General features: G+C 46.2%; 21 protein-coding genes. 11 read left to right on the top strand and 10 right to left on the bottom strand.

Annotated elements, in window-relative coordinates:
- Positions 1–31: 31 nt before the first annotated feature.
- Together ONT19_RS02510 and ONT19_RS02505 are read right to left on the bottom strand one after the other, a co-directional pair.
- Positions 32–1,201, bottom strand: coding sequence for a helix-turn-helix domain-containing protein (locus ONT19_RS02510; RefSeq protein ID WP_264952367.1), 1,170 nt, complete (start codon positions 1,199–1,201; stop codon positions 32–34).
- A gap of 5 nt (positions 1,202–1,206) precedes the next feature.
- Positions 1,207–2,859, bottom strand: coding sequence for an RNA-binding domain-containing protein (locus tag ONT19_RS02505; protein WP_437183484.1), 1,653 nt, complete (start codon positions 2,857–2,859; stop codon positions 1,207–1,209).
- A gap of 490 nt (positions 2,860–3,349) precedes the next feature.
- On the opposite strand from ONT19_RS02505, the gene ONT19_RS02500 reads away from it, so the two are divergent.
- The 6 genes from ONT19_RS02500 (at position 3,350) to ONT19_RS02475 (ending at position 7,978) form a co-directional block, all read left to right on the top strand.
- The gene (locus ONT19_RS02500; protein ID WP_117587305.1) at positions 3,350–3,901 is read left to right on the top strand and encodes a DNA-binding protein; all 552 of its coding nucleotides are present in this window, start codon (positions 3,350–3,352) and stop codon (positions 3,899–3,901) included.
- A 215-nt stretch (positions 3,902–4,116) separates the two neighbouring features.
- Positions 4,117–4,209, top strand: a complete 93-nt coding sequence (locus ONT19_RS02495; protein ID WP_167529916.1) for a smalltalk protein — start codon at positions 4,117–4,119, stop codon at positions 4,207–4,209.
- Between the two features lie 26 nt (positions 4,210–4,235).
- Positions 4,236–4,670, top strand: a complete 435-nt coding sequence (locus ONT19_RS02490; RefSeq protein ID WP_022121070.1) for an N-acetylmuramoyl-L-alanine amidase — start codon at positions 4,236–4,238, stop codon at positions 4,668–4,670.
- Positions 4,671–4,972: 302 nt separating this feature from the next.
- The gene (locus ONT19_RS02485) at positions 4,973–5,356 is read left to right on the top strand and encodes a DUF1573 domain-containing protein (RefSeq protein WP_022122030.1); all 384 of its coding nucleotides are present in this window, start codon (positions 4,973–4,975) and stop codon (positions 5,354–5,356) included.
- A 29-nt stretch (positions 5,357–5,385) separates the two neighbouring features.
- On the top strand, positions 5,386–6,237 hold the full coding sequence (locus ONT19_RS02480; RefSeq protein WP_264952368.1) for a ferredoxin family protein: 852 nt from the start codon (positions 5,386–5,388) through the stop codon (positions 6,235–6,237).
- 22 nt (positions 6,238–6,259) lie between these two features.
- Positions 6,260–7,978: a M6 family metalloprotease domain-containing protein gene (locus tag ONT19_RS02475; RefSeq protein WP_264952369.1), complete on the top strand. Its 1,719-nt coding sequence runs from the start codon at positions 6,260–6,262 to the stop codon at positions 7,976–7,978.
- A gap of 255 nt (positions 7,979–8,233) precedes the next feature.
- On the opposite strand, the gene ONT19_RS02470 is transcribed toward ONT19_RS02475, so the two are convergent.
- Both ONT19_RS02470 and ONT19_RS02465 read right to left on the bottom strand, forming a co-directional pair.
- A complete protein-coding gene (locus ONT19_RS02470) occupies positions 8,234–8,905 on the bottom strand; it encodes a YggS family pyridoxal phosphate-dependent enzyme (protein WP_264952370.1) in 672 nt (223 codons plus the stop codon).
- Positions 8,906–8,912: 7 nt separating this feature from the next.
- On the bottom strand, positions 8,913–9,413 hold the full coding sequence (locus ONT19_RS02465; RefSeq protein ID WP_203068793.1) for a DUF4494 domain-containing protein: 501 nt from the start codon (positions 9,411–9,413) through the stop codon (positions 8,913–8,915).
- 263 nt (positions 9,414–9,676) lie between these two features.
- Here ONT19_RS02465 and ONT19_RS02460 point away from each other — a divergent pair, with 263 nt between their 5' ends.
- The 4 genes from ONT19_RS02460 (at position 9,677) to ONT19_RS02445 (ending at position 15,853) form a co-directional block, all read left to right on the top strand.
- Entirely contained in the window at positions 9,677–10,888 is a 1,212-nt protein-coding gene (locus tag ONT19_RS02460) for a pyridoxal phosphate-dependent aminotransferase (protein ID WP_006846964.1), read from the top strand.
- A gap of 134 nt (positions 10,889–11,022) precedes the next feature.
- The gene (locus ONT19_RS02455; protein WP_264952371.1) at positions 11,023–12,270 is read left to right on the top strand and encodes an ABC transporter permease; all 1,248 of its coding nucleotides are present in this window, start codon (positions 11,023–11,025) and stop codon (positions 12,268–12,270) included.
- Between the two features lie 142 nt (positions 12,271–12,412).
- Entirely contained in the window at positions 12,413–14,080 is a 1,668-nt protein-coding gene (locus ONT19_RS02450) for an AMP-binding protein (protein ID WP_264952372.1), read from the top strand.
- 108 nt (positions 14,081–14,188) lie between these two features.
- Positions 14,189–15,853: an AMP-binding protein gene (locus ONT19_RS02445; protein WP_264952373.1), complete on the top strand. Its 1,665-nt coding sequence runs from the start codon at positions 14,189–14,191 to the stop codon at positions 15,851–15,853.
- A 77-nt stretch (positions 15,854–15,930) separates the two neighbouring features.
- Here ONT19_RS02445 and ONT19_RS02440 read toward each other — a convergent pair whose 3' ends face one another.
- The gene (locus tag ONT19_RS02440; RefSeq protein ID WP_117729167.1) at positions 15,931–16,530 is read right to left on the bottom strand and encodes a Crp/Fnr family transcriptional regulator; all 600 of its coding nucleotides are present in this window, start codon (positions 16,528–16,530) and stop codon (positions 15,931–15,933) included.
- 40 nt (positions 16,531–16,570) lie between these two features.
- Positions 16,571–18,364, bottom strand: a complete 1,794-nt coding sequence (gene lepA / locus ONT19_RS02435) for a translation elongation factor 4 (protein WP_022120308.1) — start codon at positions 18,362–18,364, stop codon at positions 16,571–16,573.
- A gap of 102 nt (positions 18,365–18,466) precedes the next feature.
- On the opposite strand from lepA, the gene ONT19_RS02430 reads away from it, so the two are divergent.
- The gene (locus tag ONT19_RS02430) at positions 18,467–18,853 is read left to right on the top strand and encodes a hypothetical protein (RefSeq protein WP_264952374.1); all 387 of its coding nucleotides are present in this window, start codon (positions 18,467–18,469) and stop codon (positions 18,851–18,853) included.
- 68 nt (positions 18,854–18,921) lie between these two features.
- Here the strand turns inward: ONT19_RS02430 and ONT19_RS02425 are convergent, their stop codons facing one another.
- From ONT19_RS02425 to ONT19_RS02410, 4 genes are all read right to left on the bottom strand, one after another.
- Positions 18,922–19,200 carry a TIGR03905 family TSCPD domain-containing protein gene (locus tag ONT19_RS02425; protein ID WP_006846971.1) on the bottom strand — a complete coding sequence of 93 codons (279 nt, stop codon included), beginning with the start codon at positions 19,198–19,200 and terminating at the stop codon, positions 18,922–18,924.
- A gap of 5 nt (positions 19,201–19,205) precedes the next feature.
- Positions 19,206–19,949: a YebC/PmpR family DNA-binding transcriptional regulator gene (locus ONT19_RS02420; protein ID WP_117587314.1), complete on the bottom strand. Its 744-nt coding sequence runs from the start codon at positions 19,947–19,949 to the stop codon at positions 19,206–19,208.
- A 71-nt stretch (positions 19,950–20,020) separates the two neighbouring features.
- On the bottom strand, positions 20,021–22,489 hold the full coding sequence (gene pheT / locus ONT19_RS02415) for a phenylalanine--tRNA ligase subunit beta (RefSeq protein WP_264952375.1): 2,469 nt from the start codon (positions 22,487–22,489) through the stop codon (positions 20,021–20,023).
- A 175-nt stretch (positions 22,490–22,664) separates the two neighbouring features.
- Complete coding sequence (locus ONT19_RS02410) at positions 22,665–24,995, bottom strand: penicillin-binding protein 1A (protein WP_264952376.1); 2,331 nt, start codon at positions 24,993–24,995, stop codon at positions 22,665–22,667.
- Positions 24,996–25,085 lie beyond the last annotated feature (90 nt).

Here is a 25,085-nt window from a genome sequence, read left to right as displayed (position 1 = left end):
GGTGGGGGAAGTAGACACCTAAGGCGTGATTTTATTGTATTTTCGCTCTCCAGACAGTTGGAGAGCAACCTTCTTTCTCTTTGAATATGCGATAGAGATAGGAGCGTGAAGAGAAGCCACATTCGGCAGAAATGATGTCGTTGTTGTAGTCGGGATAGTCGAGCATCATCTTCTTTGCTGCCTCGAAACGTACCTCGGCAAGCCAGATGCGGAAGGTGGAATTAAGGCATGATGTGAAGTAGCGTGATAACTCGTTCTTGGAAATGTTCAGCGAGCGTGACAGGGTGAACATGTTTACTGTGGTGTCTTTGTAGCCCAAATCAGCACACCACTTGTCGAGCTTCTCCTTGATGAACATCTGACGCTCCTGAGAAAACGACTGTAAGTTTTCTTTACCGTCTGCAAGTTCTGCATCCTGCCCATTGGAGCTTTCCAAAGATACCCACCCCATTTCAGTTTCTTCATCTGCTATGGTTGCACATTCTTCAGCCTCATTGTCTAAGAGTTCCTCGGTAGGAACGAAATTGTAGCCCAATGCCACGAAACTCAGGTTGAAGAAAAGGATAGTGAGCAGAGCCAACGGACCTATTATATATAATAAGGTGGTAGAGAGGATGACGAAAGGCATGGTAAGGGTAGAGAAGAACAGGGCGAAGACACTGGCTCGGGCATATCGCACGTAGGGCAGCATGTCGCCACCTGTCATCAGCTCTAACATTTTCTTGCGTTTCCGCATCTCAATCATAATCATATAGATGCAATACGCTACGTTTGTGCCGAACAATACGAGCATCGCATAGAGCCAGTTGCCAATGTTAAGACTTCCGCTATTGCTGTAGCCTATGCAGAAAACTGCTATGATGGCGGCATAAATGCAAGCGCAGACGATGTTCATCTTTCGGCGGTTGGCATGGGTCGCCTCAATGTTGTATATGCCCATGGCGATAGTAGTGATGCATGGGGTATAGACAAGAATGTTGAAAATAGCTCCCAAGTCATCGCTTTTCGCACGAAAACCCAAGCGCATCTGCAAGAGATATTGTATGGCAAGTCCCGTCATACCTGCAAGTATCATCCAGCGTGACCACTCATAGCGTCGGTTGGTCCACTTCATGTGCAGGTGGGTGATGCCGAGGATAAGGGCATTGATGAGCATGAAGATGAAACATGCGAACTGAAGGAAATATAAAGAGTCTATCATTCTTACTATTTTATTGTTACTTTCTTGTATTTCTGATTGCTTGCCGTAGGATTTTCAGGGTTGGTCATCTGCAAATATCCTGCTGCAACAAGGGAGGTGATGTAACGTTCACGGTTCTTGGAATGCATGCTGACTCCAATTCTGTCAAGTATCTCTTTGGTGGTTCGAGGAACAGAACAGAAATTTACTATGTCCCTTTGCTTGTTAGACAATGACACTTTTGGAGTGTCAGAGTGTCTAAGTCGAGTGTCTAAGTCGTTCTCGGAAGTGTCTAAGTCGGTGCCAGAGTGTCTAAGTCGAGTGTATAAGTCGTTCTCGGAAGTGTCTAAGTCGGTGCCAGAGTGTCTAAGTCGAGTGTCAGAGTCTTGGACTTGGTTACTTTTTTCTTCGACTTGGTTACCGACTTGGTTACTTTCCCCCTCGACTTGGTTACTTTCTTCTCTCCAAACCGTGATGACAAATTCCTGTGCCTTGTCATTATTCATAAACGTGACATTGATATCTTCGTCCAGTGCACGAGTGATGCCGCTACCAACACCAGTGTATGGCAGCAAGTATATAGCATTGTTAAAAAGGAACATATTGCGAGGCATAGAGGTTCCTGCCTTGATGTCATCAATAGTGAGTCCGTTAGGCAATGCACCAGGACTGTGAATCTCAACACGATTGTCGAAAATGAAAATGCGAACAGGGGCTTTCATGTTCAACGAGCGATGTACAAGGCTGTTTACCGTGAACTCAACCAAGCTTGTGTAAGGTATTTCCAACTTACCCATGCTGTTGAATTCATCTCCAACCTGCACATTATGCAGATTACGAGTGAAGAAATCCATGATCGTGTCATATTGATGAAGCAGGTTTCCCTCCATATCCGCATCATTCACCTTGTCACGGAATATCTTGCTGCCGACACTGTTGCCTGCAAAACAAATACACTTGGCTGTCATCATTGGCATCCAGCGCTGGGTGTATTTGCCAAACAGAAGCATGGCAGCAACGGTCAGTGAACCATCAGGACGGATAAATCGCAGATTGCGAAGTATCTTCTCACAGTCATGCCCCTTAGCGATGGCAGAGCATATCATATCAAGTGATGCTTCATTAAAAGCGTCACCTGTCAAGCCTTTCTTTTCCAACACTCTATCAAAACGGTTGCCCAAAAACTGCTTGATGGTCGTTGCATCAAGGTCGTTGACAGTTGCATCCCTAACACCAGCCTCGTCTGGTGCAAAACTACCGCAGTCGGTCATCATTTCTGCAAGTTCAGCATTGTCGAACACTTTACGCTTGTCGGCACCATTCTTCACCCATACGATTCCCTTGTTGTCATGATAAGGCTTGTTGAGTCCTTCCTTCACAGTAGCAACAACCAAGTTTCCATCCTCAACTTCTATAGTATCTATCTTTATCAGAATGGATGGCACTACGTTTTCTGAAGCAATGTCACTCAACAAGTTGGTTGTTTCTTGTACCTCAGAATACGACAAGGCATTGGTTTCTCCGGTCTTATCCTTTATACCAACTACCAATTTGCCACCATGTGAATTACTGAACGCCACTAACTCACAGGCAATATCGTATTTGTCGAGAATGCGTTCCTTGAACTGCACACCCGACACCTCGCCAGCCTTTATCTGTTTCAATATATCGTTCATCATTCTTTGATACATTCTTTGTTCAACAAATCGTTTACATCCACTTTCAGCAAATCTGAAATACGCTTGCAAAAGTACGAAAATAATTTCAGAAAAAGGTAAAATATTCTCAAAACATTTACGAAAACATGCAAATAATTGATTGAACTTTCGCATGTGGTTCAAGTACGGGCTGAAGGCCCAAAAGAGGGTGTGTCATAAATCAACAGCTCGCAAGTCCGTATACGGACTTATACCACAGCACCTTCTGCACTGTTAGAGCGTGTGGAGCTTACTTGCGAAAGTTCAGTGGGCTTATAAACTCCCCCCAAAAAAGAATCTATGAAAAAGTATGAAAAAACATGAGCAAGTATGAGCAACTGTGAGTTGACCCCTCACCGATTTCGTATCTTTGCATTGTGGTTCAGAGATAACATCTCATACCACCAAGAGGCAATGCGCAGCGCCCCCTACTACACAAACACAATTTATTAACCTTAAAAATGAAGACACTATGATTCTGTACACATTGAAGAAGTATGTCAACGAGAAGTTGAGCGCCGCTTACGGCAAGTTTTTCGCCTACCCTGTAATCACCCAGACCTATGGTCTTGATGAACTCGCAGAGCACATGGAAAGTCACAACACACCGTTCTCAAAGGGAGCCATCAAGGGTATGCTCACCGACATGGTGAGCTGCGTAAGAGAACTGGTTCTGCAGGGTATCGCCGTGAAGATTCCCGACCTCGCCATTTTCAGCATCGGCATCAAGAACAAGGAAGGTGCTGCCTCCGAGAAGGAGTTCAGTATCACCAAGAACATTGCCGGACTGAAGCTCCGTGCCCGTGGCACCGGTGAGTTCAAGGCAAACAGTCTGAACCTCGATGCATCCCTGAAGAAGGCTACAGCCGTAACAGGAGATGTTACTCCACCAGACGGCGGCAAGGATAACACAGGCGATACCACCCAGGGTGGCGGCACAAACCAGGGTGGCGACTCAACACAGACTGGCGGATCAGGCAACACCGAGAGCAGCGGCTCCGATGGTAGCGACGGCCTGGAGTAACCCCCTCGCCAGTAGATGAAGAAAGAAGGTTTTAGACAGGATGCAGTCCGGGATTCGGCTATAGCACCCCCGGCTATTCATAAATATAGCAAGCATCATTGAAACACGCGCTATCAAGCCCATCTGCTCATCCTGTCAGCCTTCCTTCTCCAGTATCGCCCGGATATAGGAAATCCGAGCCCCCAATCCATTTATTAACCTTAAATCAAATGAAAATGAAAAGAGAAACACTCAAGAAAATTCTGAATTTCGTCATTACCGTTCTCACCGCCGTAGCCTCTGCCTTTTGTGTGCAGAGCTGCCAGTAGTATCAACCCTTTAAAGATTCAGCACTATGAAAAACACAAGAAAAATATCACTTATTGTCATTCACTGTTCTGCCACCCGCGTCACGCAGGACTTCACCTTCGAAAAGCTCGAAGCCTGTCATTTAGCCCGTGGTTTCCGCAGCATCGGTTATCACTATTACATCACGAAAGACGGCGTCATCTACCCCGGACGTCCCGAGTCAGAAATCGGCGCCCACGCCCGCCATTTCAATGCACACAGTATCGGCATCTGTTACGAAGGCGGTCTCGACGCCGACGGCAATCCGGCAGATACCCGTACGAAGGCTCAGAAGCAGTCGCTCCAGAATCTCCTGACGAGTCTGTGCGTAGACTATCCCGAAGCCGAGATCCTAGGTCATCGTGATCTCCCGAACGTCCACAAGTCCTGTCCCTGCTTCAGTGTTCAGGCTTGGCTGAATGAAATCAAATTCCACATTTAGCCCCCTATTCTGTTGATATTGTTCATACTTTATTATTTTTTCTACGCTCTCCCCCAATCTTAAGTGATTAAGGTTGGGGGACTTTTTGTTCCGGAATCTGCAAACGTCTTCATAATGAGGAGTATTGCGCCCCCACTTTTCCACTGAAAAGAAGGCTGTAACATGAAATATAAGGCATAATTGTTTTAAATAATGTAAAAAAGTAACGTAATACTAAACTTTATATGTACTTTTGCATCCAATTAAATAAAAATAAGAAACAAATTAAAGAGAAAATATAAAAAAGAAGAAAGGATATGAAGATGAAAAGAATCATATTGACACTCACTATGCTGGTGGCTCTTGTAGCTACTGCATCTGCTCAGGCAGAGATTAAGTTCGACAAACTGATACACAACTTCGGTTCGTTCGAAGAGTCAAACCCGGTACAGAAGGCTACCTTTACCTTCACCAATGTGGGCAACAAGCCTTTGATTATCAACCAGGCTATTGCCAGCTGCGGCTGTACCATACCTTCTTACACCAAGAAGCCTATCGCTCCAGGCGAGAAGGGACAGATTAGTGTTACCTATAACGGCAAGGGCATGTTCCCTGGTCATTTCAAGAAGAGCATCACCGTCCGTTCTAACGGCAATGTAGAAATGTCACGTCTTTATATAGAAGGTGTTATGACAGAAAAGAAATAATCTAGCTCAATACATATTTAAAAGTAAGCATGATTTTCTATTTCTCCGGAACTGGAAATACCAAGTGGGCAGCAGCCAGACTGGCAGCGGCTACACACGAAGACTTGATTCCTATCGCCCCTTATATGCGGGCGGATGATTCAAGCCACAATATAGCCGAGCCGTTTATTCTGAAAGAGAATGAACGGCTCGGATTCGTTTTCCCCGTACATGGCTGGAGAGTTCCACGCCTTGTAAGGGAGTTTATCAGGAAGATGAAGATACTGAGAGAAACTTCTGATGCTACTGCTAAAGACAAGAAGACGTTCAGGGAACATCCTTTCGCCTATTGCGTCTGTACTGCAGGCGACAGCATCGGACTCACCATCGAAAACCTCAACAATACGATTGCGCTGAATGCATCGCTTCAGGCATTGGGCATCACGGAGGTTTCTGCTTCCTACTCGCTCATCATGCCGGAATCTTATGTGGGACTTCCTTTCATGGATGTTGATCCGAAGGAGCGCGAAGTTCATAAGAAATCGAAATCGGCACAGGAACTGGCGGCTATCTGCGAAGAGATATTCGACAGGAAAGAGGGCGTGAACCGTCTGGTAAAAGGTCCTATCCCCTGGTTCTTCACCAAGGTTGTGGGCGGATTCTTTGAGAAGGTGCTCATCACCGACAAGCGGTTTCATGTGGAGAAAGACAAGTGCGTGAAGTGTGGCATCTGTGCCAACGTCTGTCCTGTAGGCGATATCAAGGGCGGTCATGGAGAATATCCGGAATGGCTGCATCACAAGGATTGCCTCACCTGCTTCACCTGCTATCACCATTGTCCGCATCACGCCATCGAGTTTGGACGCCAGACTCAGAAGAAAGGGCAATACTTTTATAAATAAACCCCATCTACCCTAACTGTTTATGAAGAAGACAATCATCTCTCTGGCGCTCGCCTTCCTGGGCATCGCCAATCTCTATGCCGTAAAGGCTAAACCGGGCATCGCCAAGATTATGCTGGCTGATGGAACCATGGCATGTGCTACCCTGCATGGCGACGAAACCTTCCACTACTACATGCTGCTGGACGGTACGCCCATGCGGGAAACCCAAGACGGAAAATACGAAAAGATAACTGCCGAAGAGCTGAACACCCGAAAGACCCGTGCTTTCTCTTCAGAGAATCTTACAAGAGCATCAGAAATAGGCACATGGAGCCCAAGCTATTTCCCTCATAAGGGAAGTCCGAAGGCATTGGTACTCCTAGTGCAGTTTCAGGATGTGAAGTTCAAGAGTAAGGATCCGGTTGCAACATTCAACCATTACCTTAACGGAAAAAAAGGAGAAGCTATGCCTGAGGCTGATAAAGAAGTGTTTATCACCAACGAGACTTACTGCCAGAACTACGGCAGCGTACAGCAGTATTTCGCTGACATGAGCGATAACCAGTTTATACCACAGTTTGATGTAGTGGGTCCTGTTACGGTAAGCAAGAATTCTGCTTATTATGGCAAGAACGGAGTTGACGACGGAAGTGACACCAACTATCCTCAGATGATTAAGGAAGCCTGCCAGCAGGTAAACGCCAAGGTTAACTTTGCCGATTACGACAGCGACGGCGACGGATATGTAGACCTCGTATATGTAATCTATGCCGGCTATTCTGAAAGCATCTCAGGTAATTCAAGCGATTGCCTCTGGCCGAAATCGGGTACCGTAGGAGTGGGAACCTATGACGGGAAAACAGTATGCCGATTCGGCATCAACAACGAGCTGAACAATACGCCTGCAGATACCAAAAACGGCAAATACTACATCAATGGTATCGGTCTCTTCTGTCATGAGTTTTCGCATACCCTCGGTTTGCCAGACATCTATCCTACCAACGGCATCACAGACCATAACCAGAGTCCTGAATATTGGGACGTCATGGATATGGGCAGTTATCAGGCTGACGGCTACCAGCCTATCCCTTATTCACCATGGGAGAAGAGCATCGTAGGACGGAAACAGCCTATCCTCCTTTCGGATACCGAGGCGCAGCAGATAAAGCTGGAACCATACGACAAGGCATCGGATGCATACAAGATTATAGCCAACAGCCAGGGCGAATACCTGCTGCTGCAGAATATCAGAAACGAGGGATGGTACAAGGAGGCTCTGGGTTACGGATTGCTGGTATGGCGCATCGACTACGATGACAAGACTTCGGTTAATCTGTTTGATAATCCCAACAACACGACAGGTAAGCCAAGGGTCATGATTGTTCCTGCAGACGGAATGGTATACAACAGCTATAACAAGAAAGTTAGCGATGCTGATATTATAACGAGTCTTCAGAACGACCCGTTCCCAACCTACAAGGCGGGCTCTGCTACAGAGTATGAGGTGAACTGTCTGACCAGTATCACCCTGAACAACAGTGTTGATACGAGTCATCCGCTCTACAACATCACAAAGGATGAAGCAACCGGTCTGGTAACCTTCGATTATCTCAAGAACTTCTCTCCTACCGGAATCTCTTCGGTCATCATCGGTAAAGACAGCCCGACAGCCTATTTTGATCTGGAAGGCAGAAAGGTTGCCGTTCCACAAAAGGGCAAGATTTACATCACCAGCAAGGGACAGAAGATAATATACTAATATACTGAACTTTCGCATGTGGTTCAAGAACGGGCTGAAGGCCCAAAAGCTCCTAGCCCAGGGCATCGCCCTGGGTATAATGGCAATCAGCAAGACGCCCTGTAAGGGCAAAAGCTTTGTACATTGCACAGTATTTTAAAGCTTTTGCCCTTACAGGGCGACAAGTTTGTGTCCGTAATTACCCAGGGCGATGCCCTGGGCTAAGAGCTTCTGCCCTTTCAGGGCGTGTGGAGCTTATTTGCGAAACTTGAGATTTTAATATATTCTAGGACCGAAGATGGTGGTACCTACACGAACCATCGTGCTGCCGTGCTTGACGGCAATATGATAATCGTGACTCATACCCCAGCTGCGCTCGCAGAAAGCATCATCATCGGCAAAGTATCTGGCTTTTACCTCATCGAAGAACCGGGCAGCCTCATCAAACTCCTGAGCTATCTGCTGCTCATCATCCGTATTAGATGCCATCATCATGATGCCACAAATCTGCACATGCTTCATCTCCCGCCATTCGCCAGCCTCCAGAAGTTCACGGCAAGCATCAAGAGAAAGACCCGATTTGGTATCTTCCTCTGCCAGATGAAGTTCCAGAAGAACCTTCACCACACGATCGTGCTTGGCAGCCTGCTTCTCAATCTCCTTGAGAAGTTTCAGACTGTCTACCGACTCAATCATCGAGATATAAGGTGCGATATACTTCACCTTATTAGTCTGCAGATGACCGATGAAGTGCCATTCAATGTCCTCAGGGAGCGAAGGCACCTTCTTGGCGAGTTCCTGCTCATGACTCTCGCCGAAGATACGCTGTCCTTCAGCATAAGCCTCCTCGATATACTCGTTGGGATGGAACTTGCTGATGGCAACGAGACGGACACCGGCAGGCAAGCTGCCCAGCACCTCATGGAGATTTCCTTTTACATCATACATAGTTCAATTATTTTTGCTCCTCGTATTCAGGCACATCATTCTTCTCCTCTTTCTTCTCGTTAGGAACATGGTGCTCGAATACATCCATCAGTTTGGTTTCGTTCAAACCAATTACATCATAATCTATCATGGTCTTGCCCATCACCTCATCAATATAACGGAGGGCACGGGCGAGAGACTTAGCCTGAACAAGATAAGTAACATTGCTGCGCTTCTCCTTCTCACTCTTTTCATCAATTGTGATGAACTGGAGTTTAGCCTTATACCACTTATCATCATCATCCACATCGCTGAAGAAGATTTCGCCGTAGCCAGCCTTACCGATACCGCTCACCTTCAACTCGCCGCTTACATAAACCGACATCTCATCGATGATGGCGCTCTCAGCCTCGGTAAAGCTCAAAGCATCTACTACGTATGCTTCAGAAACAACCTTTTCTGAACCATCCTCCATTGTCTTCTGATATTTCACTTTGGTCTCAAACCATGTACTTGTTCTACTTCTCATATTTTTTCTTCTTACTTATTTTAATTAATTAGTATAATCTTATAACATTTCTTGAAATTAAGTGCAAAGTTATAAAAAAGAAAGCAAAGAGCGACATATTTAAAGAGTTTTTAATCAAAAAATAAAATTTAACCGAAAGTTATTCTCAATTCTCATCTAATTTTCTTATCTTTGCAGCCGAATAGCGTAAATTGAAAAGACCAGAAGGTCATAGAATTCAATTTTCGACACGGATAATTAATAGAAAGAAACAATATTTTAAGATGCCAGAAATATCTGTACGCGGTCTTGAAATGCCAGAGTCACCTATCAGAAAGTTGGCTCCTCTGGCTGCCGCAGCAAAAAAACGTGGAGTAAAGGTATATCACCTCAACATCGGTCAGCCTGACCTTCCAACTCCTCAATGTGGCCTAGATGCCTTGAAGCATATAGACCGCACGGTCTTGGAGTATTCTCCAAGTCAGGGCTATCTCAGCTATCGCGAGAAGCTTGTAGATTACTATAAGAAATTCAACATCAACGTAACTGCCGATGATATCATCATTACATCGGGAGGTTCTGAGGCTGTACTCTTCTCTTTCATGAGCTGCCTCAACCCTGGCGACGAGATTATCGTACCAGAACCTGCTTACGCTAACTATATGGCGTTTGCCATCTCGGCGGGTGCCAAGATCCGTACCATCGCCACAACGATAGAAGAAGGTTTCTCCCTGCCTAAGGTGGAGAAGTTTGAGGAGCTGATCAATGAGCGCACACGTGCCATTCTGATTTGTAATCCTAACAACCCTACGGGCTATCTCTATACCCGCAGAGAGATGAATCAGATTCGTGACCTGGTGAAGAAGTACGACCTCTATCTCTTCTCTGATGAGGTTTACCGTGAGTATATCTATACCGGCAGTCCTTATATCAGTGCGATGCACCTGGAAGGCATCGAGCAGAACACGGTTCTCATCGATTCTGTTTCGAAGCGTTACAGTGAGTGCGGTATCCGTGTAGGTGCCCTCATCACCAAGAATGCTGAAATCCGCAAGGCGGTGATGAAGTTCTGCCAGGCCCGTCTCTCTCCTCCACTGATTGGTCAGATTGTAGCCGAAGCTTCTCTGGATGCTCCAGAAGAGTACTACCGCGATGTATACGATGAGTATGTAGAGCGCCGTAAGTGCCTGATAGACGGCTTGAACCGTATTCCTGGCGTATACTCTCCTATTCCTATGGGAGCCTTCTATACCGTAGCCAAACTGCCTATCGATGATTCTGAAAAGTTCTGCCGCTGGTGTCTGGAGGAATTCAACTACGAGGGCGAAACCATCATGATGGCTCCAGCCTCTGGTTTCTATACGACTCCGGGAGCCGGTCACAATCAGGTTCGTGTAGCTTACGTCTTGAAGAAACACGATCTGGAGCGTGCCCTGGTGGTTCTGGGTAAGGCACTTGAGGCTTATCCGGGAAGAGTGGAAGACGAAGGACTATAATAATGTTGAATGTTGAGTGTTGAATGTTGAGTTGCCTAACGGACACAAAGATTAAATTAACTATCAACATTCAACACTCAACATTCAACATTCAACATTCAACACTCAACACTCAACATTCAACATTACAAAAGATGAATTTTCCTCTATTTATAGCAAAGAGATTATATAGCGATCAGGGCGATAAACGTAAAGTTTCTCGCCCTGCTATTCATATAGCCACTGCAGGTGTTGCTATCGGACTCGCCATTATGATTATGTCGGTATGCGTAGTGCTCGGATTCAAGCATACCATACGCGACAAGGTAATAGGATTCGGAAGCCATATACAGGTGGCAGACTTCATGACGCTGCAGCAGCAAAACCAGTATCCGGTGGTCATGAACGACTCGATGGTCAACGTACTGAAAAAGATACCTGGCGTAAAACATGTGCAGAAATTTGCCATGAAAGAGGGAATCCTGAAGACGGACAGCGATTTCCTGGGCGTCATGTTCAAAGGTGTAGGACCTGATTTCGATTCTACCTTTATCCATCAGAACATGATAGAAGGCAGTATCCCTAAGTTTGATGACAAAGCGAGCCATAACCAGATTCTCATCTCACAGCTGATGGCTGATAAGCTGAAGCTGAAGACGGGAGAACGCATCTTTGCCTACTTCTTTGATGGCAACGGAGTGCGTATGCGCCGCTTCACCATCAAGGGTATCTATCAGACCAACCTGAAGAAGTATGATGAGGTAATGGTATACACCGACCTCTATACTGCCGTGAAGCTGAACGGATGGGAAGAAGACCAGGCGAGCGGTGCAGAACTGACCGTTAACGACTTCAACAAGCTCAACGAGACTGAAGATTATATTATTAATAAGGTGAACCGCACGGTAGATCACTATGGCGAAACCTACAGCAGTTCTACCATCAAGGACCTGAATCCAAACATCTTCCAATGGCTGAGTCTGATGGATCTGAATGTCTGGATTATTCTCGGTCTGATGCTGATAGTAGCCGGCGTCACCATGATCAGCGGTCTGCTCATCATCATTCTGGAACGCACCTCCATGATAGGCGTAATGAAGGCATTGGGTGCCCGCAACAAGACCATCCGCCACACCTTCCTGTGGTTTGCCGTCTTCATCATCGGCAAGGGTATGCTTCTGGGCAATGCCATCGCCCTCGGCATTCTTACCCTCCAGTACTTTACAGGCATCCTCAAACTCGATGCACAGACCTATTATGTAAGTACCGTTCCGGTAGAATTCAACTGGCTTGCCATCATAGCCCTGAACATTGCTACGCTGCTGATATGCATCTTCATGCTCGTAGCACCAAGCTACCTGATTTCTCATATCCATCCAGCCAAATCAATGAGATATGAGTAAAATACAGTCTATAACACCACAATATGTAGACTAAAAAGGAAAAAAAATAATTATTTTATATAGTTTTTGAAAATAGTGCACATTTTATTTTGCAGTGTGCACTATTTTCATTATCTTTGCACAAAATTTTGTAAATTGTGCAATGAATTCAATACCAAGTTTTAACTCGTATATTGAGAACAGCATTATCAAGAATTGGAATCTGGATGCGCTCACCGATTACAAGGGCGCAACCCTCCAATATCACGATATTGCCAGAAAGATTGAGAAGCTACACATCCTGTTCGAAAACAGCGATGTAAAGAAGGGCGACAAGATTGCCGTCTGCGGAAGAAATAGTAGCCAGTGGGCAGTAGCCTTCCTGGCCATTATTACATACGGAGCTATTGTCGTACCTATACAGAACGAATTTAAGCCTGAGCAGATTCACAACATCGTGAACCACAGCGAAAGCAAACTTCTGTTCGTTGGTGACGTGGTAGCTACAGAGATAACACCAGAGGAGATGCCTTCGCTGGAAGGAATCATCTATCTTCCGGACAATTCGCTTGTCATCTCGCGCTCTGAGAAACTGACTTATGCGCGCGAGAACCTCAATGCAATGTTCGGACACAGATATCCTAAGTATTTCAGACCAGAACACGTGAAGTATCACGTAGACGATCCAGAAGAACTGGCAATGATCAACTATACCAGTGGAACTACCGGTTTCTCAAAAGGTGTGATGCTCCCATACAGAGCACTTTGGGGTAATCTCGACTACCTCATCGATTCAGTGAAACCTAAGATAGGTAAGAACTGCAACATCCTTTCTACCCTTCCGATGGCTCACATGTATGGACTCATGACAGAATTTCTCTTCAATATAGTATTGGGTAACCATATCTTCTTCCTTACCCGTCTGCCGAGCCCAACGCTCATCTCAGAGGCGTTGTCAGAAACCAAGCCAGACATCCTCTATGCGGTGCCGCTTGTAGTAGACAAGATTGTAAGAAAGGAAGTATTCCCACATATCCAAACCAACCGTGCACGACTGCTGATGAACATGCCTGTCATCAATAAGCGCATCAAGGAGAAGGTTCGCGAGTTTGTATTGAGAAAGTTTGGCGAACGTCCTTACGAGGTTGTTGTGGGTGGTGCTCCGCTCAACAAGGAGATAGAGAACTTCTTCATCAGCGTAGGTTTCCCTATCGCAATGGGATATGGTACCACTGAGACTGCTCCACTTATCACCTTTGCCCATCAGGACAACTATGTGGCAGGAAGCTGTGGTGTTGCCGTGAAGCACATGGAGGTAAAGGTTTTGAGCGATGACCCGGAGAACGTAGCCGGTGAACTGGTTTGCCGCGGCATCAATGTGATGAAGGGCTATTACAAGAACCAGGAGGCAACAGATGCCGTAATAGATAAAGACGGATGGTTCCATACAGGCGACCTGGCAACGATGGACGCCGACGGACATATCTTCATAAGAGGCAGAAGCAAGAACATGCTGCTGGGACCTAACGGACAGAACATCTATCCGGAAGAGATTGAGGACAAGCTCAACTCCATGGCTATGGTCAACGAGAGCATCGTAATACAGAGCGATGACAAGCTGGTAGCTCTAGTTCATCCGGATATGGAAGAAGTTAACAACCTCGGCTTTACAGACGAAGACCTGGAGAACATCATGGAGCAGAACCGCAAGGAACTGAACATGCAGATACCTAGCTTCGCAAAGGTGTCACGCATCAAACTTCATAATCAGGAATTTGAAAAGACAGCCAAGAAGTCTATCAAGCGTTACCTCTATCAGAACGCAATCTAGAGACAGGCCCTATCTGCTGACAGACCATCAGCAGATAAGGTCTATCATCAGCAAACGGACTTCAGTACGAGAAAAATATAAAAAAGCAAATCGTTAAATAACAAGAATATGGAGATTCCAAGTTTTAACGCACTAATCCAAAAGAGCATCGTAGACCATTGGGATATGGATGCTCTGACAGACTACAAGGGAGCAACCTTGCAGTACCATGATGTAGCACGCAAAATTGAGAAGCTACACATCATGTTTGAGAACTCTGGTGTAGTAAAGGGCGACAAGATAGCACTTTGCGGTCGAAATAGCGCAAACTGGGCTGTAGCATTCCTTGCTACCCTTACCTATGGTGCCATTGCCGTACCTATCCTGCATGAATTCATGCCAGACCAGATTCACAACATCGTAAACCACAGCGATGCCAAACTGCTCTTTGTGGGTGATGTTGTAGCTACACAGATTGATGCAACGAAGATGCCAGGTCTTGAAGGCATCATCTATATACCGGATTATTCACTTGTCGTTTCACGTACCGACAAGTTGACTTATGCGCGCGAACACCTCAACGAGATGTTCGGTATCAAGTATCCTAAGTACTTCCGCAAAAACCATGTCAACTACTATATGGAACAGAATCCGGATGAGTTGGCTATGATCAACTATACCAGCGGAACTACCGGTTTCTCCAAGGGAGTAATGGTTCCATACCGTGCACTCTGGGGCAATGCAGATTTTGCTGAGGACGTACTGGGTAAGAAGATCAAGCCGGGAGATTCTATCATCAGTATCCTGCCGATGGCCCACATGTACGGCATGGCGTTTGAATTTATCTTCGAATTCATCAAGGGCTGCCACATCTTCTATCTCACCCGCATCCCTAGTCCAGCCATCATTGCCGAGGCATTCGGCCGCATCAAGCCAGCCGTCATTATATCTGTACCTCTGGTTATCGAGAAGATTATCCGCAAGAAGGTATTCCCTAAGATCCAGAACAACCGCATGCGTATGCTGCTCCACATGCCTGTAATCAGCAAGAAGGTGAAGGAGAAGATATGCGACCAGGTATCCAATGCCTTCGGTGGCAACTTCTACGAGGTGATTATCGGTGGTGCAGCCTTTAACCAGGAAGTGGAAAGTTTCCTCCATAGCGTAGGTTTCAAATATACCGTGGGATATGGCGCAACAGAATGTGCCCCTATCATCTGCTACGAGGATTACAAAAACTTCGTACCGGGCTCTTGCGGTAAGGCTGCCCTCCACATGATGGTCCGCATCGATAGTCCTGATCCTGAGAATGTACCGGGCGAAATCCTTGCCAAGGGTCCTAACGTAATGTTGGGTTACTATAAGAATGAGGAAGCTACCAAGCAGACCATTGACGAGAACGGATGGTATCATACAGGCGATCTCGGAACCATGGATGGTGACGGCAACGTCTTCATCAAGGGTCGTAGCAAGAACATGCTGCTCGGCGCAAACGGTCAGAATATCTACCCTGAGGAGATTGAGGATAAGCTCAACTCTTTGGCTCTGGTAGCGGAAAGCGTGGTTGTACAGAAGGGCAACAAGCTCATTGCTCTGGTTCACCCAGACTATGATGAAGCTCAGACCCTGAATCTCGGTACCAACGAACTGGCAGATGTCATGGAGCAGAACCGCCAGGAACTCAACACCATGATTCCTGCTTACAGCAAAGTATCAGAAATACGTATACATGAAGATGAGTTTGAAAAGACTCCTAAGAAGAGCATCAAGCGATTCCTCTATACGGCAGAGTAAAGCAAGAACCTGTATTATGAAATAAAAAATGGTGTGACTTCGGTTTTGAAGTCACACCATTTTTTATAAGTTATAAATTATAATAAAGTATTCGAGCGGATTCTGGACAGCGTTTCCGGAGTCATCTGCAGATAACTTGCGATATAGGTGAGCGGAGCACGCAGAACCACCTGTGGGCTCATTTCGCACAGGCGCTTATATTTATTAGGTGCCGACTCAAATCGCATCAGATCGGCATGAATCTGAGACTGAATCAAACTCTCTTCCAATATTTTACGATAAAGCATCTGGATATTAACATTACGCATAGCAGCCGCCTCCAGCTTCTTCTTCGGTAGCATATACACCAGCGTAGGCTCCAAAGCTTCCACCTGCAGGTGAGTAGGCTCTTCCTTAAAGAGGCTCTCAATGCACATAAAGATGGTATGATCCACACCCAGATGTTCGGTCACCTCCTTGCCATTCTTAAAGTAAAATTGGCGCACCAATCCCTTCTCGATGTACGAGATACCCATGCACTGTTCACCTTCAGGCAAGATCATCTCGCCCTTGGCATACTTGATAGGCTCAAGGATATCTTCCACAACATCGAGCTCATCATAAGTCATCGTACTATATTTACGCGCCAATTCGCGCGCAATATCACGCTTAGGGGTAATTACTTTAAAGTCTGCCATAATACTTAACCTCCTTTTCCATTATACTTATATTAAATCATTAGTCGAGTTTGAGCACAGCAAGGAAGGCCTTCTGTGGAACTTCCACATTACCAATCTGCTTCATGCGCTTCTTACCCTTCTTCTGCTTCTCCAGCAACTTGCGCTTACGGCTTACGTCACCACCATAACATTTGGCAGTAACATCCTTGCGCACCTGCTTAACAGTCTCACGTGCCACGATCTTGGCACCGATAGCTGCCTGGATAGCAATATCGAACTGCTGACGAGGTATCAGGTCCTTCAACTTCTCGCACATTCTGCGGCCGAAGCTCACAGAGTTATCGCGGTGAGTCAAAGTACTCAATGCATCTACAGGCTCTCCATTCAACAGGATATCGAGTTTCACCAGGTCGGAATGACGGAATGAATCGATATGATAGTCGAACGAAGCATATCCCTTGGAGATACTCTTCAGCTTGTCATAGAAGTCGATGACGATTTCTCCCAACGGCAACATGAAGTGGAGCTCAACACGGTTTCCACTCACATATTCCTGGTTGATGAGTTCGCCTCGTTTGTCCAGACAGAGTTTCATGATAGGTCCAATATAATTGGTTGCCGTAATGATGGTTGCCCGGATATATGGTTCCTCAATATGGTCTATCAGCGTTGGGTCTGGCAATCCGGAAGGATTGTGAACTTCTTTCACACCGCCCTGCTTGTCGTATACCATATAAGATACGTTAGGTACGGTAGTGATGACATCCATATTAAACTCACGGTCCAGTCTCTCCTGTACGATTTCCATGTGGAGCAAACCGAGGAATCCGCAACGGAAACCGAAGCCCAAAGCCACAGAACTCTCTGGCGAGAAAGTCAATGAAGCATCATTGAGCTGCAGTTTTTCGAGCGATGCCCGCAGATTCTCGTAATCGCTAGGATCGATAGGATAAACACCGGCGAAGACCATAGGTTTCACTTCCTGGAAACCCGCAATCGCCTTGTCACAAGGACGGGCGATATGGGTAATGGTATCACCCACCTTAACCTCGGTAGCATTCTTGATACCCGAGATGATATAACCTACCTCACCGGTACCCAATTCCTGGCGTGGAATCATATCCATCTTCAATACACCGATTTCATCAGCATCATATTCCATGCCGGTATTGAAGAACTTCACCTTATCTCCCTTACGGATCACGCCATTCTCTATCTTGAAATAGGCGATGATGCCGCGGAAAGAGTTGAATACAGAGTCGAAAATCAAAGCCTGAAGCGGTGCCTTCTCGTCTCCTACCGGAGCAGGAACACGATTAACGACAGCTTCCAATATATCTTCGACACCTTCACCGGTCTTACCTGAAGCACGGAGAATATCCTCATGCTTACAACCGATCAGGTCTACTATTTCATCTTCTACCTCATCAGGCATAGCTGAAGGCATATCTATCTTATTGATTACCGGAATAATCTCCAGGTCGTGCTCGATAGCCATATAGAGGTTTGAAATGGTCTGTGCCTGAACGCCTTGAGTGGCATCAACAACCAGCAGTGCTCCCTCGCAAGCAGCGATGGAACGGGAAACTTCGTATGAGAAGTCAACATGTCCCGGAGTGTCGATAAGATTCAGGATATAGGTCTGTCCATCCTTTGCCTTATATTCCATTTGGATAGCGTGACTCTTGATTGTGATACCACGTTCTCTTTCCAAATCCATATCATCAAGCATCTGTCCTTCAGTTATCTTGATGGTCTGAGTCTTCTCCAGAAGTCGGTCTGCCAAGGTACTTTTACCATGGTCTATATGTGCAATAATGCAGAAATTTCTTATTTTATTTATATTCTCCATATAATTTTTCTCTCTTTAGAGTGCAAAGATAGTATTTTTTTTCGTATCTTTGCACAAAATATTGAAAATAATAGAGATTTTTAGATAAAAAGTAGAAAAATCATGAAGAAAAAGTTGATTTACATCGGTATTTTTGCTTCTTTGCTCGTTTCTTGTACAGAAAGTCTGGAGGACAAAGCGGCTCGTGAAGCCAAGGAATATACAGAAAAATACTGTCCTACTCCATACGTCAACGACGCCAGGACTGACAGTGCTGCATTTGATAAAACCAAGAAGATGTATACGTACTACATCTCTTTGAGAAACAAGGCGGATAACAAGCAGGCGATTGATGCCAACAAGGAAAAACTCCATAAGATTCAGAAGGAAGCCCTGGACAACAACCCTGGTCTGAAGAAATATAAGGAAGAGCATTTCACCTTCCGTTTCGTATATCATTCGGCTAAGAACCCGAAGGAGGTATTGCTGGATGATATCTTCAAGTATTAGAAAAGACACGGAGTACTAGTAGTAAAAAGGCACGGATTACTAGCTAGTAATCCGTGCCTAAAACACTATTAATATCCCATTTCCTGCAAAGCTGTCGCCAACTGGTCTGGACAGCTTGTAGGCTTATTGCCACAAGTGATACCCTTCAGTCGGGCGATGACCTCCTTTGCCTTCATGCCCTTAATCAAAGCACAAACACCCTTGGTATTGCCATCGCAGCCTCCAATGAACTGGGCATCCTGCACATTTCCATCTTCATCTATACTGATGCAGATGTATTTTGAGCAGGTGCCATGAGTCTGATAAGTTACCTTCTGCAACTTATCCTGTTTGTCTTGCTGCAACATAATGCTTATTCTGCGTCTGCAGGAATTTCTGGCTTCATGTTGGTGTATACAGTCTGAACATCGTCAAACTCTTCCAACTTCTCAACCATCTTGTCGATAGTTTCGCGCTCCTCAGGAGTTACATCCTTCAAATCGTTAGGGATGTAAGTGAACTCAGCACCAGTTACTTCGAAACCCTCAGCCTCCAGGTGCTTCTGAATTTCACCGAAGCTTGTAGGAGCACCATAGATAGTGATTTCGTTGTTCTCCTCATCCTCATCAAACTCATCTTCTACGCCGTAGTCGATCAGGTCGAGAATCATCTCATCCATATCCAGACCTTCCTTCTTCTTGAATGTGAACACAGCCTTGTGGTCGAAGAGGAAAGACAGAGAACCTGTTGTACCCAAGTTTCCGCTGAACTTGTTGAAGATAGAACGAACGTCAGCAACAGTACGTGTAGTGTTGTCTGTCAGAGTATCAACGAAGACAGCCACTCCGTGAGGGCCATATCCCTCGTATGTTACTTCCTTGTAATCGCTGGTATCCTTGCCACAAGCGTTCTTGATGGCACGAGCGATGTTATCCTTAGGCATGTTCTCACGCTTACAGTTAGCGATGATAGCACGCAATGTTGGGTTGTTCTCTGGTTCCGGACCGCCTGCCTTTACAGCGATAGCAATCTGCTTACCCAACTTAGTAAATGTCTTGGCCATGTGGCCCCATCTTTTCAGCTTTGTAGCTTTACGATATTCAAATGCTCTTCCCATTGGAATAAAATTTTAAATGTTTATCGTTTGTTTATAATATTATCTTAATTCTGCATTGAGCACCTTCTGCATTATCTCAATTCTGCATTGAGCTTGCTTGTAAGGTTGGCTATGAGCTTCTTCATGATAGCATCTATCTGCTTGTCATTCAGAGTCTTCTCCTCATCCTGCAGGATGAAGTTAACGGCATAACTCTTCTTGCCCTCTGGCAAATGCTCACCCTCATAAACATCGAAGAGAACAACGCTCTTCAGAAGTTTCTTCTCTGTCTGGTGGGCAATCTGCTCAATCTGAGCGAACTCTACATTCTTGTCTACGAGCAATGCAAGGTCGCGGCTCACTGAAGGATACTTGCTGATGTCGGTGTAAGTAAGGTTCACCTTCTTCACTGCCTTCATCAGGTTATCCCAGTGGATATCGGCATAGAATACATCCTGCTCAATATCGAATGCTTTCTTCAACTTCAGGCTCAGGATACCCAGTTCGACCAACACCTTACCGGCACGGGTCTCGTAACTTACGCCCTTAGAGAAGATGTTATTGTCGCTGTGCTTGATAACCACGTTGTTCTGTGGCATACCTACACGACGGAGAACATTCTCAACCACAGCCTTCAGCTCGTAGATGCTGCTCTGCTCATCAGCATGAGCCCAACTGCCCTCTACGCGCTTACCGGTGATGAAGAGTGACATGTGAGCCTCCTGAGAGTAAGCCTTGATAGGACTCTCCTCGCTCCACTTCTCCTTATTATATATATAGGTGTTACCCACCTCGAAGAACTTCAGGTTCTGGCTCTTATGGTTGATGTTGCGAACCACACTCTCCAAACCACCGAACAGCATCGTCTGGCGCATCACACCGAGATCAGCACTCAATGGGTTCATCACCTTCACGGTTGTCTCGTTAGGATACTTGTTGAGGTCGAAGTCGGTATAGTAGCTAGCCTTGCTCAGAGAGTTGTTGAGAATCTCCATGAAGCCCTCACCTACCAACTGCTCTGCCACGAGGTTCTGGCTGTGATAAGCCTTGTCCTCATCGCCCTGAACAGTCAGGGAGCTCTTCAACTGGGTAGGAATCTCCACATTATTATATCCGTAGATACGGAGAATATCCTCTACTACGTCGCAAGGACGCTGAACGTCTACACGATAAGCAGGAACCAGGAGGTCGATGCCCTCAGCATCCTCCTTCACAATCTTCATCTCAAGAGATGTGGCAATGTTCTTGATGGTCTCAGCACCAATCTCCTTACCGATGAGGCGATGCGCATACTCATAGTTCAGGCGAACTGGGAAATCCTGCATTGGCTCTGGATATACATCCTTGATCTGCATGGAAATCTTGCCGCCTGCCAACTGCTTGCAGAGGATAGCAGCCTGCTTCAATGCATAAATCTGTCCGTTTGGATCTACACCACGCTCAAAACGGTAGCTGGCATCTGTGCTCAAACCATGACGGCGAGCGCTCTTGCGGATCCATGTAGGATGGAAGTAAGCACTCTCTAAGACTACATCCTTGGTTGTCTCGTAAGTACCAGAACCCTTACCGCCGAAGATACCGGCGATACACATAGGCTCCTCAGCATTGCAGATGCTCAGGTCGTGCTCACCCAAGGTATGCTCCTCGCCATCGAGAGTAACAAACTTGGTGCCCTCTGGCTGGGTACGAACTACAATCTTATGACCGGTAACCATGTCTGCATCGAAGCAGTGCAATGGCTGGCCGTATGCCATCATGATATAGTTGGTAATATCCACGATATTGTTGATAGGGCGCAAGCCGATGATGTTCAGCTTATCCTGCAACCACTTAGGACTTTCCTTCACCTCACAACCGGTGATGCTTACACAGGCATAACGCTTGCAAGCCTCAGTATTTTGGATTTCAACATCGATAGGAAAATCTTCGTTGTCTACCACAAACTCATCGCAAGTTGGGCGATGCAAGCTTGTCTTGTAGCCATTTTGCTTCAACCAGGCATACAGGTCGCGGGCTACACCCCAATGACCGAGCGCATCAGCACGGTTGGCTGTGATATCAATCTCGATGAGCCAGTCGCTCTCCAGATGGTAATATTCAGCAGCAGGCTGACCTACCGGAGCATCTTCAGGGAGTACGATGATGCCGTCGTGAGAGGTACCTACACCAATCTCATCCTCAGCACAAATCATACCCAGACTCTCTACACCACGGAGCTTGCTCTTCTTAATGGTAAAACTCTGGTCGCCATCGTAAAGCACGCAGCCCAAATCAGCCACGATAACCTTCTGACCTGCAGCAACGTTAGGAGCACCACAGACAATCTGCTGAGGTTCGCCCTTACCCAAGTCAACGGTTGTAACATGGAGGTGATCACTATTAGGATGCTCCTCGCATGTCAATACTTTACCCACATAGAGACCTTTCAGTCCGCCCTTGACAGACTGAACTTCTTCCAAAGCGTCAACTTCGAGTCCGCAAGAGGTCAACGCGTCCGCAGTCTCCTGTGGTGTCAAATCGAAATCGACGTATTCTTTAAGCCATTTGTATGAAACGTTCATTATAATGATTTTTTATTTTATTTCTATTTTGAAAAACCCGAAGAAACATCATTCGGGCTATGCATGTTCTAAAACTCTGCAAAAATACAAAAAAAAATGCATATAAACAAATAACATTCGCCATTTTTGCACTATTTAAAATAAATACATGCAAAAATGGCGAATGCCTTGGTTTTTATTCGAAAACTTCGTCGATACTGCCAGCTCCTACTTCCTCAAAGTCATCCTGTTCGGCAGCCTTGCGGGAACAAGGATTGTAGTCTTCCGGCAAATCGAACTTGATAGCAGGACTGATACCCAGCGACGGGTCGGCATAAACCTTCTTCATGAATATCGCCCAGATAGGCAAAGCCATGGTAGCACCCTGACCCATACTCATGGAATCGAAGTGAATATCACGCTCCTCACCACCTACCCAGCAGCCACTTACGAGCTGTGGAGTAAAGCCGATAAACCAACCATCACTGTTGTTATTGGTAGTACCGGTCTTGGCACCAATCTGTCCTTCCAGGTTATAACGGTAACGCAGTCTTCCTGCCGTACCATTATCCACTACGCCCATCAGCATGGTGAGCATCTTCATGGCATTATCGGCACTGATCACCTCGTTCATACGTGGCTGGAAGGTAGCAATCGTATTACCTTCATTATCCTCGATGCGGCTTACAAACATTGGAGCAGTACGGATGCCGTGGTTGGCAAATACGGTATAAGCGCTCACCATCTCGCTGACACTTACCTCACATGGTCCCAGACAGAGACTCATGGATGCATGGATATCAGGATTGTTGATGCCGAAGTCGCGCAACATCTGTACGAACTGCTGCGGATTGAGCTTACTCATCAGATAAGCACTCACCCAGTTGCTACTCTGTGCCAATCCCCAACTCAGCGGAACCATCTGTCCGGCACGTGAATGGTTGGCATTGCGAGGTGTCCACGGACGACCTGCCACCATATAGGTCTGCTGACGGTTAGGCGCCAAATCGCAAGGCTGGAAGCCGTTAGACATCGCCAGACTGTAAAGAAATGGCTTGATGGTAGAACCCACCTGCCGGCGTCCCAGACTCACCATGTCATACATGAAATGAGTATAATCCAATCCACCCACATACGCCTTCACAGCACCCGTCTTAGGATCCATGCTCATAAAACCGCTACGCAGAAAACTCTTGTAATAACGGATAGAATCGAGCGGACTCATCAGCGTATCAATATCACCATGATAGGTAAATACGGTCATCTCCTGCTTCTTGCGGAATGCCGCCTTGATTTCATCCTCAGAATATCCCGCAGCCTTCATCGTACGGTAACGCTCACTCTGGGTGATACTGCGGTTCAGTATACTCTTAATCTGTTTCGGTGTCAGTTTATCGCTGTATGGCGAGCTTGGTTTGCGGGCTATCTCTGCACTGAAGCGAGGCTGCAGATAGCGGGCTACATGCTGATACATAGCCTCTTCCGCATACTGCTGTATACGGCTATCGATAGTTGTAAACACCTTCAGTCCATCACTGTATACATTATATGGCGAACCATCCTTCTTATAGTTCTTGTTGCACCATCCATAGAGCGGATCATTCTCCCACTGGATAGAATCCACCACAAACTGGGCACGGTTCCAAGAAGGATAATCACTACGCTCCGGACGCTTAGCCATCATATACTGGCGAAGGAACTCACGCAGATAAGTAGCCGAACCATCCTTATGGTCGGTACGGTGGAAATTGAGTGTCAGCGGCTCAGCAGCATACTGGCTATACTCGCCCCGGCTCAGATACCCCGCCTTCACCATCTGCGAAAGAACCACATTTCTGCGCTCCCTCGCTCTCTCCGGATAGCGAACCGGATTGAAGAGCGACGGATTCTTGCACAGTCCGATGAGCGTTGCCGACTCACAGAGGGTCAGATTCTTCGGTTCCTTATTAAAATAGGTATTGGCCGCCGTCTTGATTCCTACAGCATTGTGCAGGAAATCGAAGTAATTGAGATAGAGAGCCAGAATCTCCTCTTTGGTATAATAGCGTTCCAGCTTCACCGCAATCACCCACTCTATCGGCTTCTGCAACAATCGTTCCATCGTACTGCCTGCCTTCTCAGAATAAAGCTGCTTGGCGAGCTGCTGCGTGATGGTACTTCCACCACCCGCATTAGTCTGTCCCAGGATACCACGCTTGACGATGGCACGTCCCAGTGCACGGAAGTCGATACCTGAATGCTCATAGAATCGCTCATCCTCAGTAGCCACCAGCGCCTTAATTAAATAAGGTGACATCTTCTTGTAAGGAATCACGATACGGTTCTCCTTATTCAGGTTCCACGTACCAAGCACCTTGCCATCGGCAGAGTAAACCTGGGTGGCAAATCTGTTGATAGGATTCTGCAGATCCTCGATGTCGGGCATGTAGCCAATCATTCCAAACCAGATGGCAACAAAGGCAAGAATTACCATGAGTATTCCAGTGCCGAAAACAGCCCATAAAATATGTATAAATCGCTTTCTCATCACTATTTCTTTAAATATTTGTGCAAAATTACATAAAAGTTTTGACTTATCGCACATAAATCAGATTTTTTATGTAACTTTGTGGGCGAT

Origin of the sequence: Segatella copri, assembly GCF_026015625.1 — a bacterium.
GTDB lineage: Bacteria > Bacteroidota > Bacteroidia > Bacteroidales > Bacteroidaceae > Prevotella > Prevotella copri_H.
The sequence above is the reverse complement of the archived record's forward strand: the minus strand, read 5'-3'. Positions and strand labels throughout refer to the sequence as shown.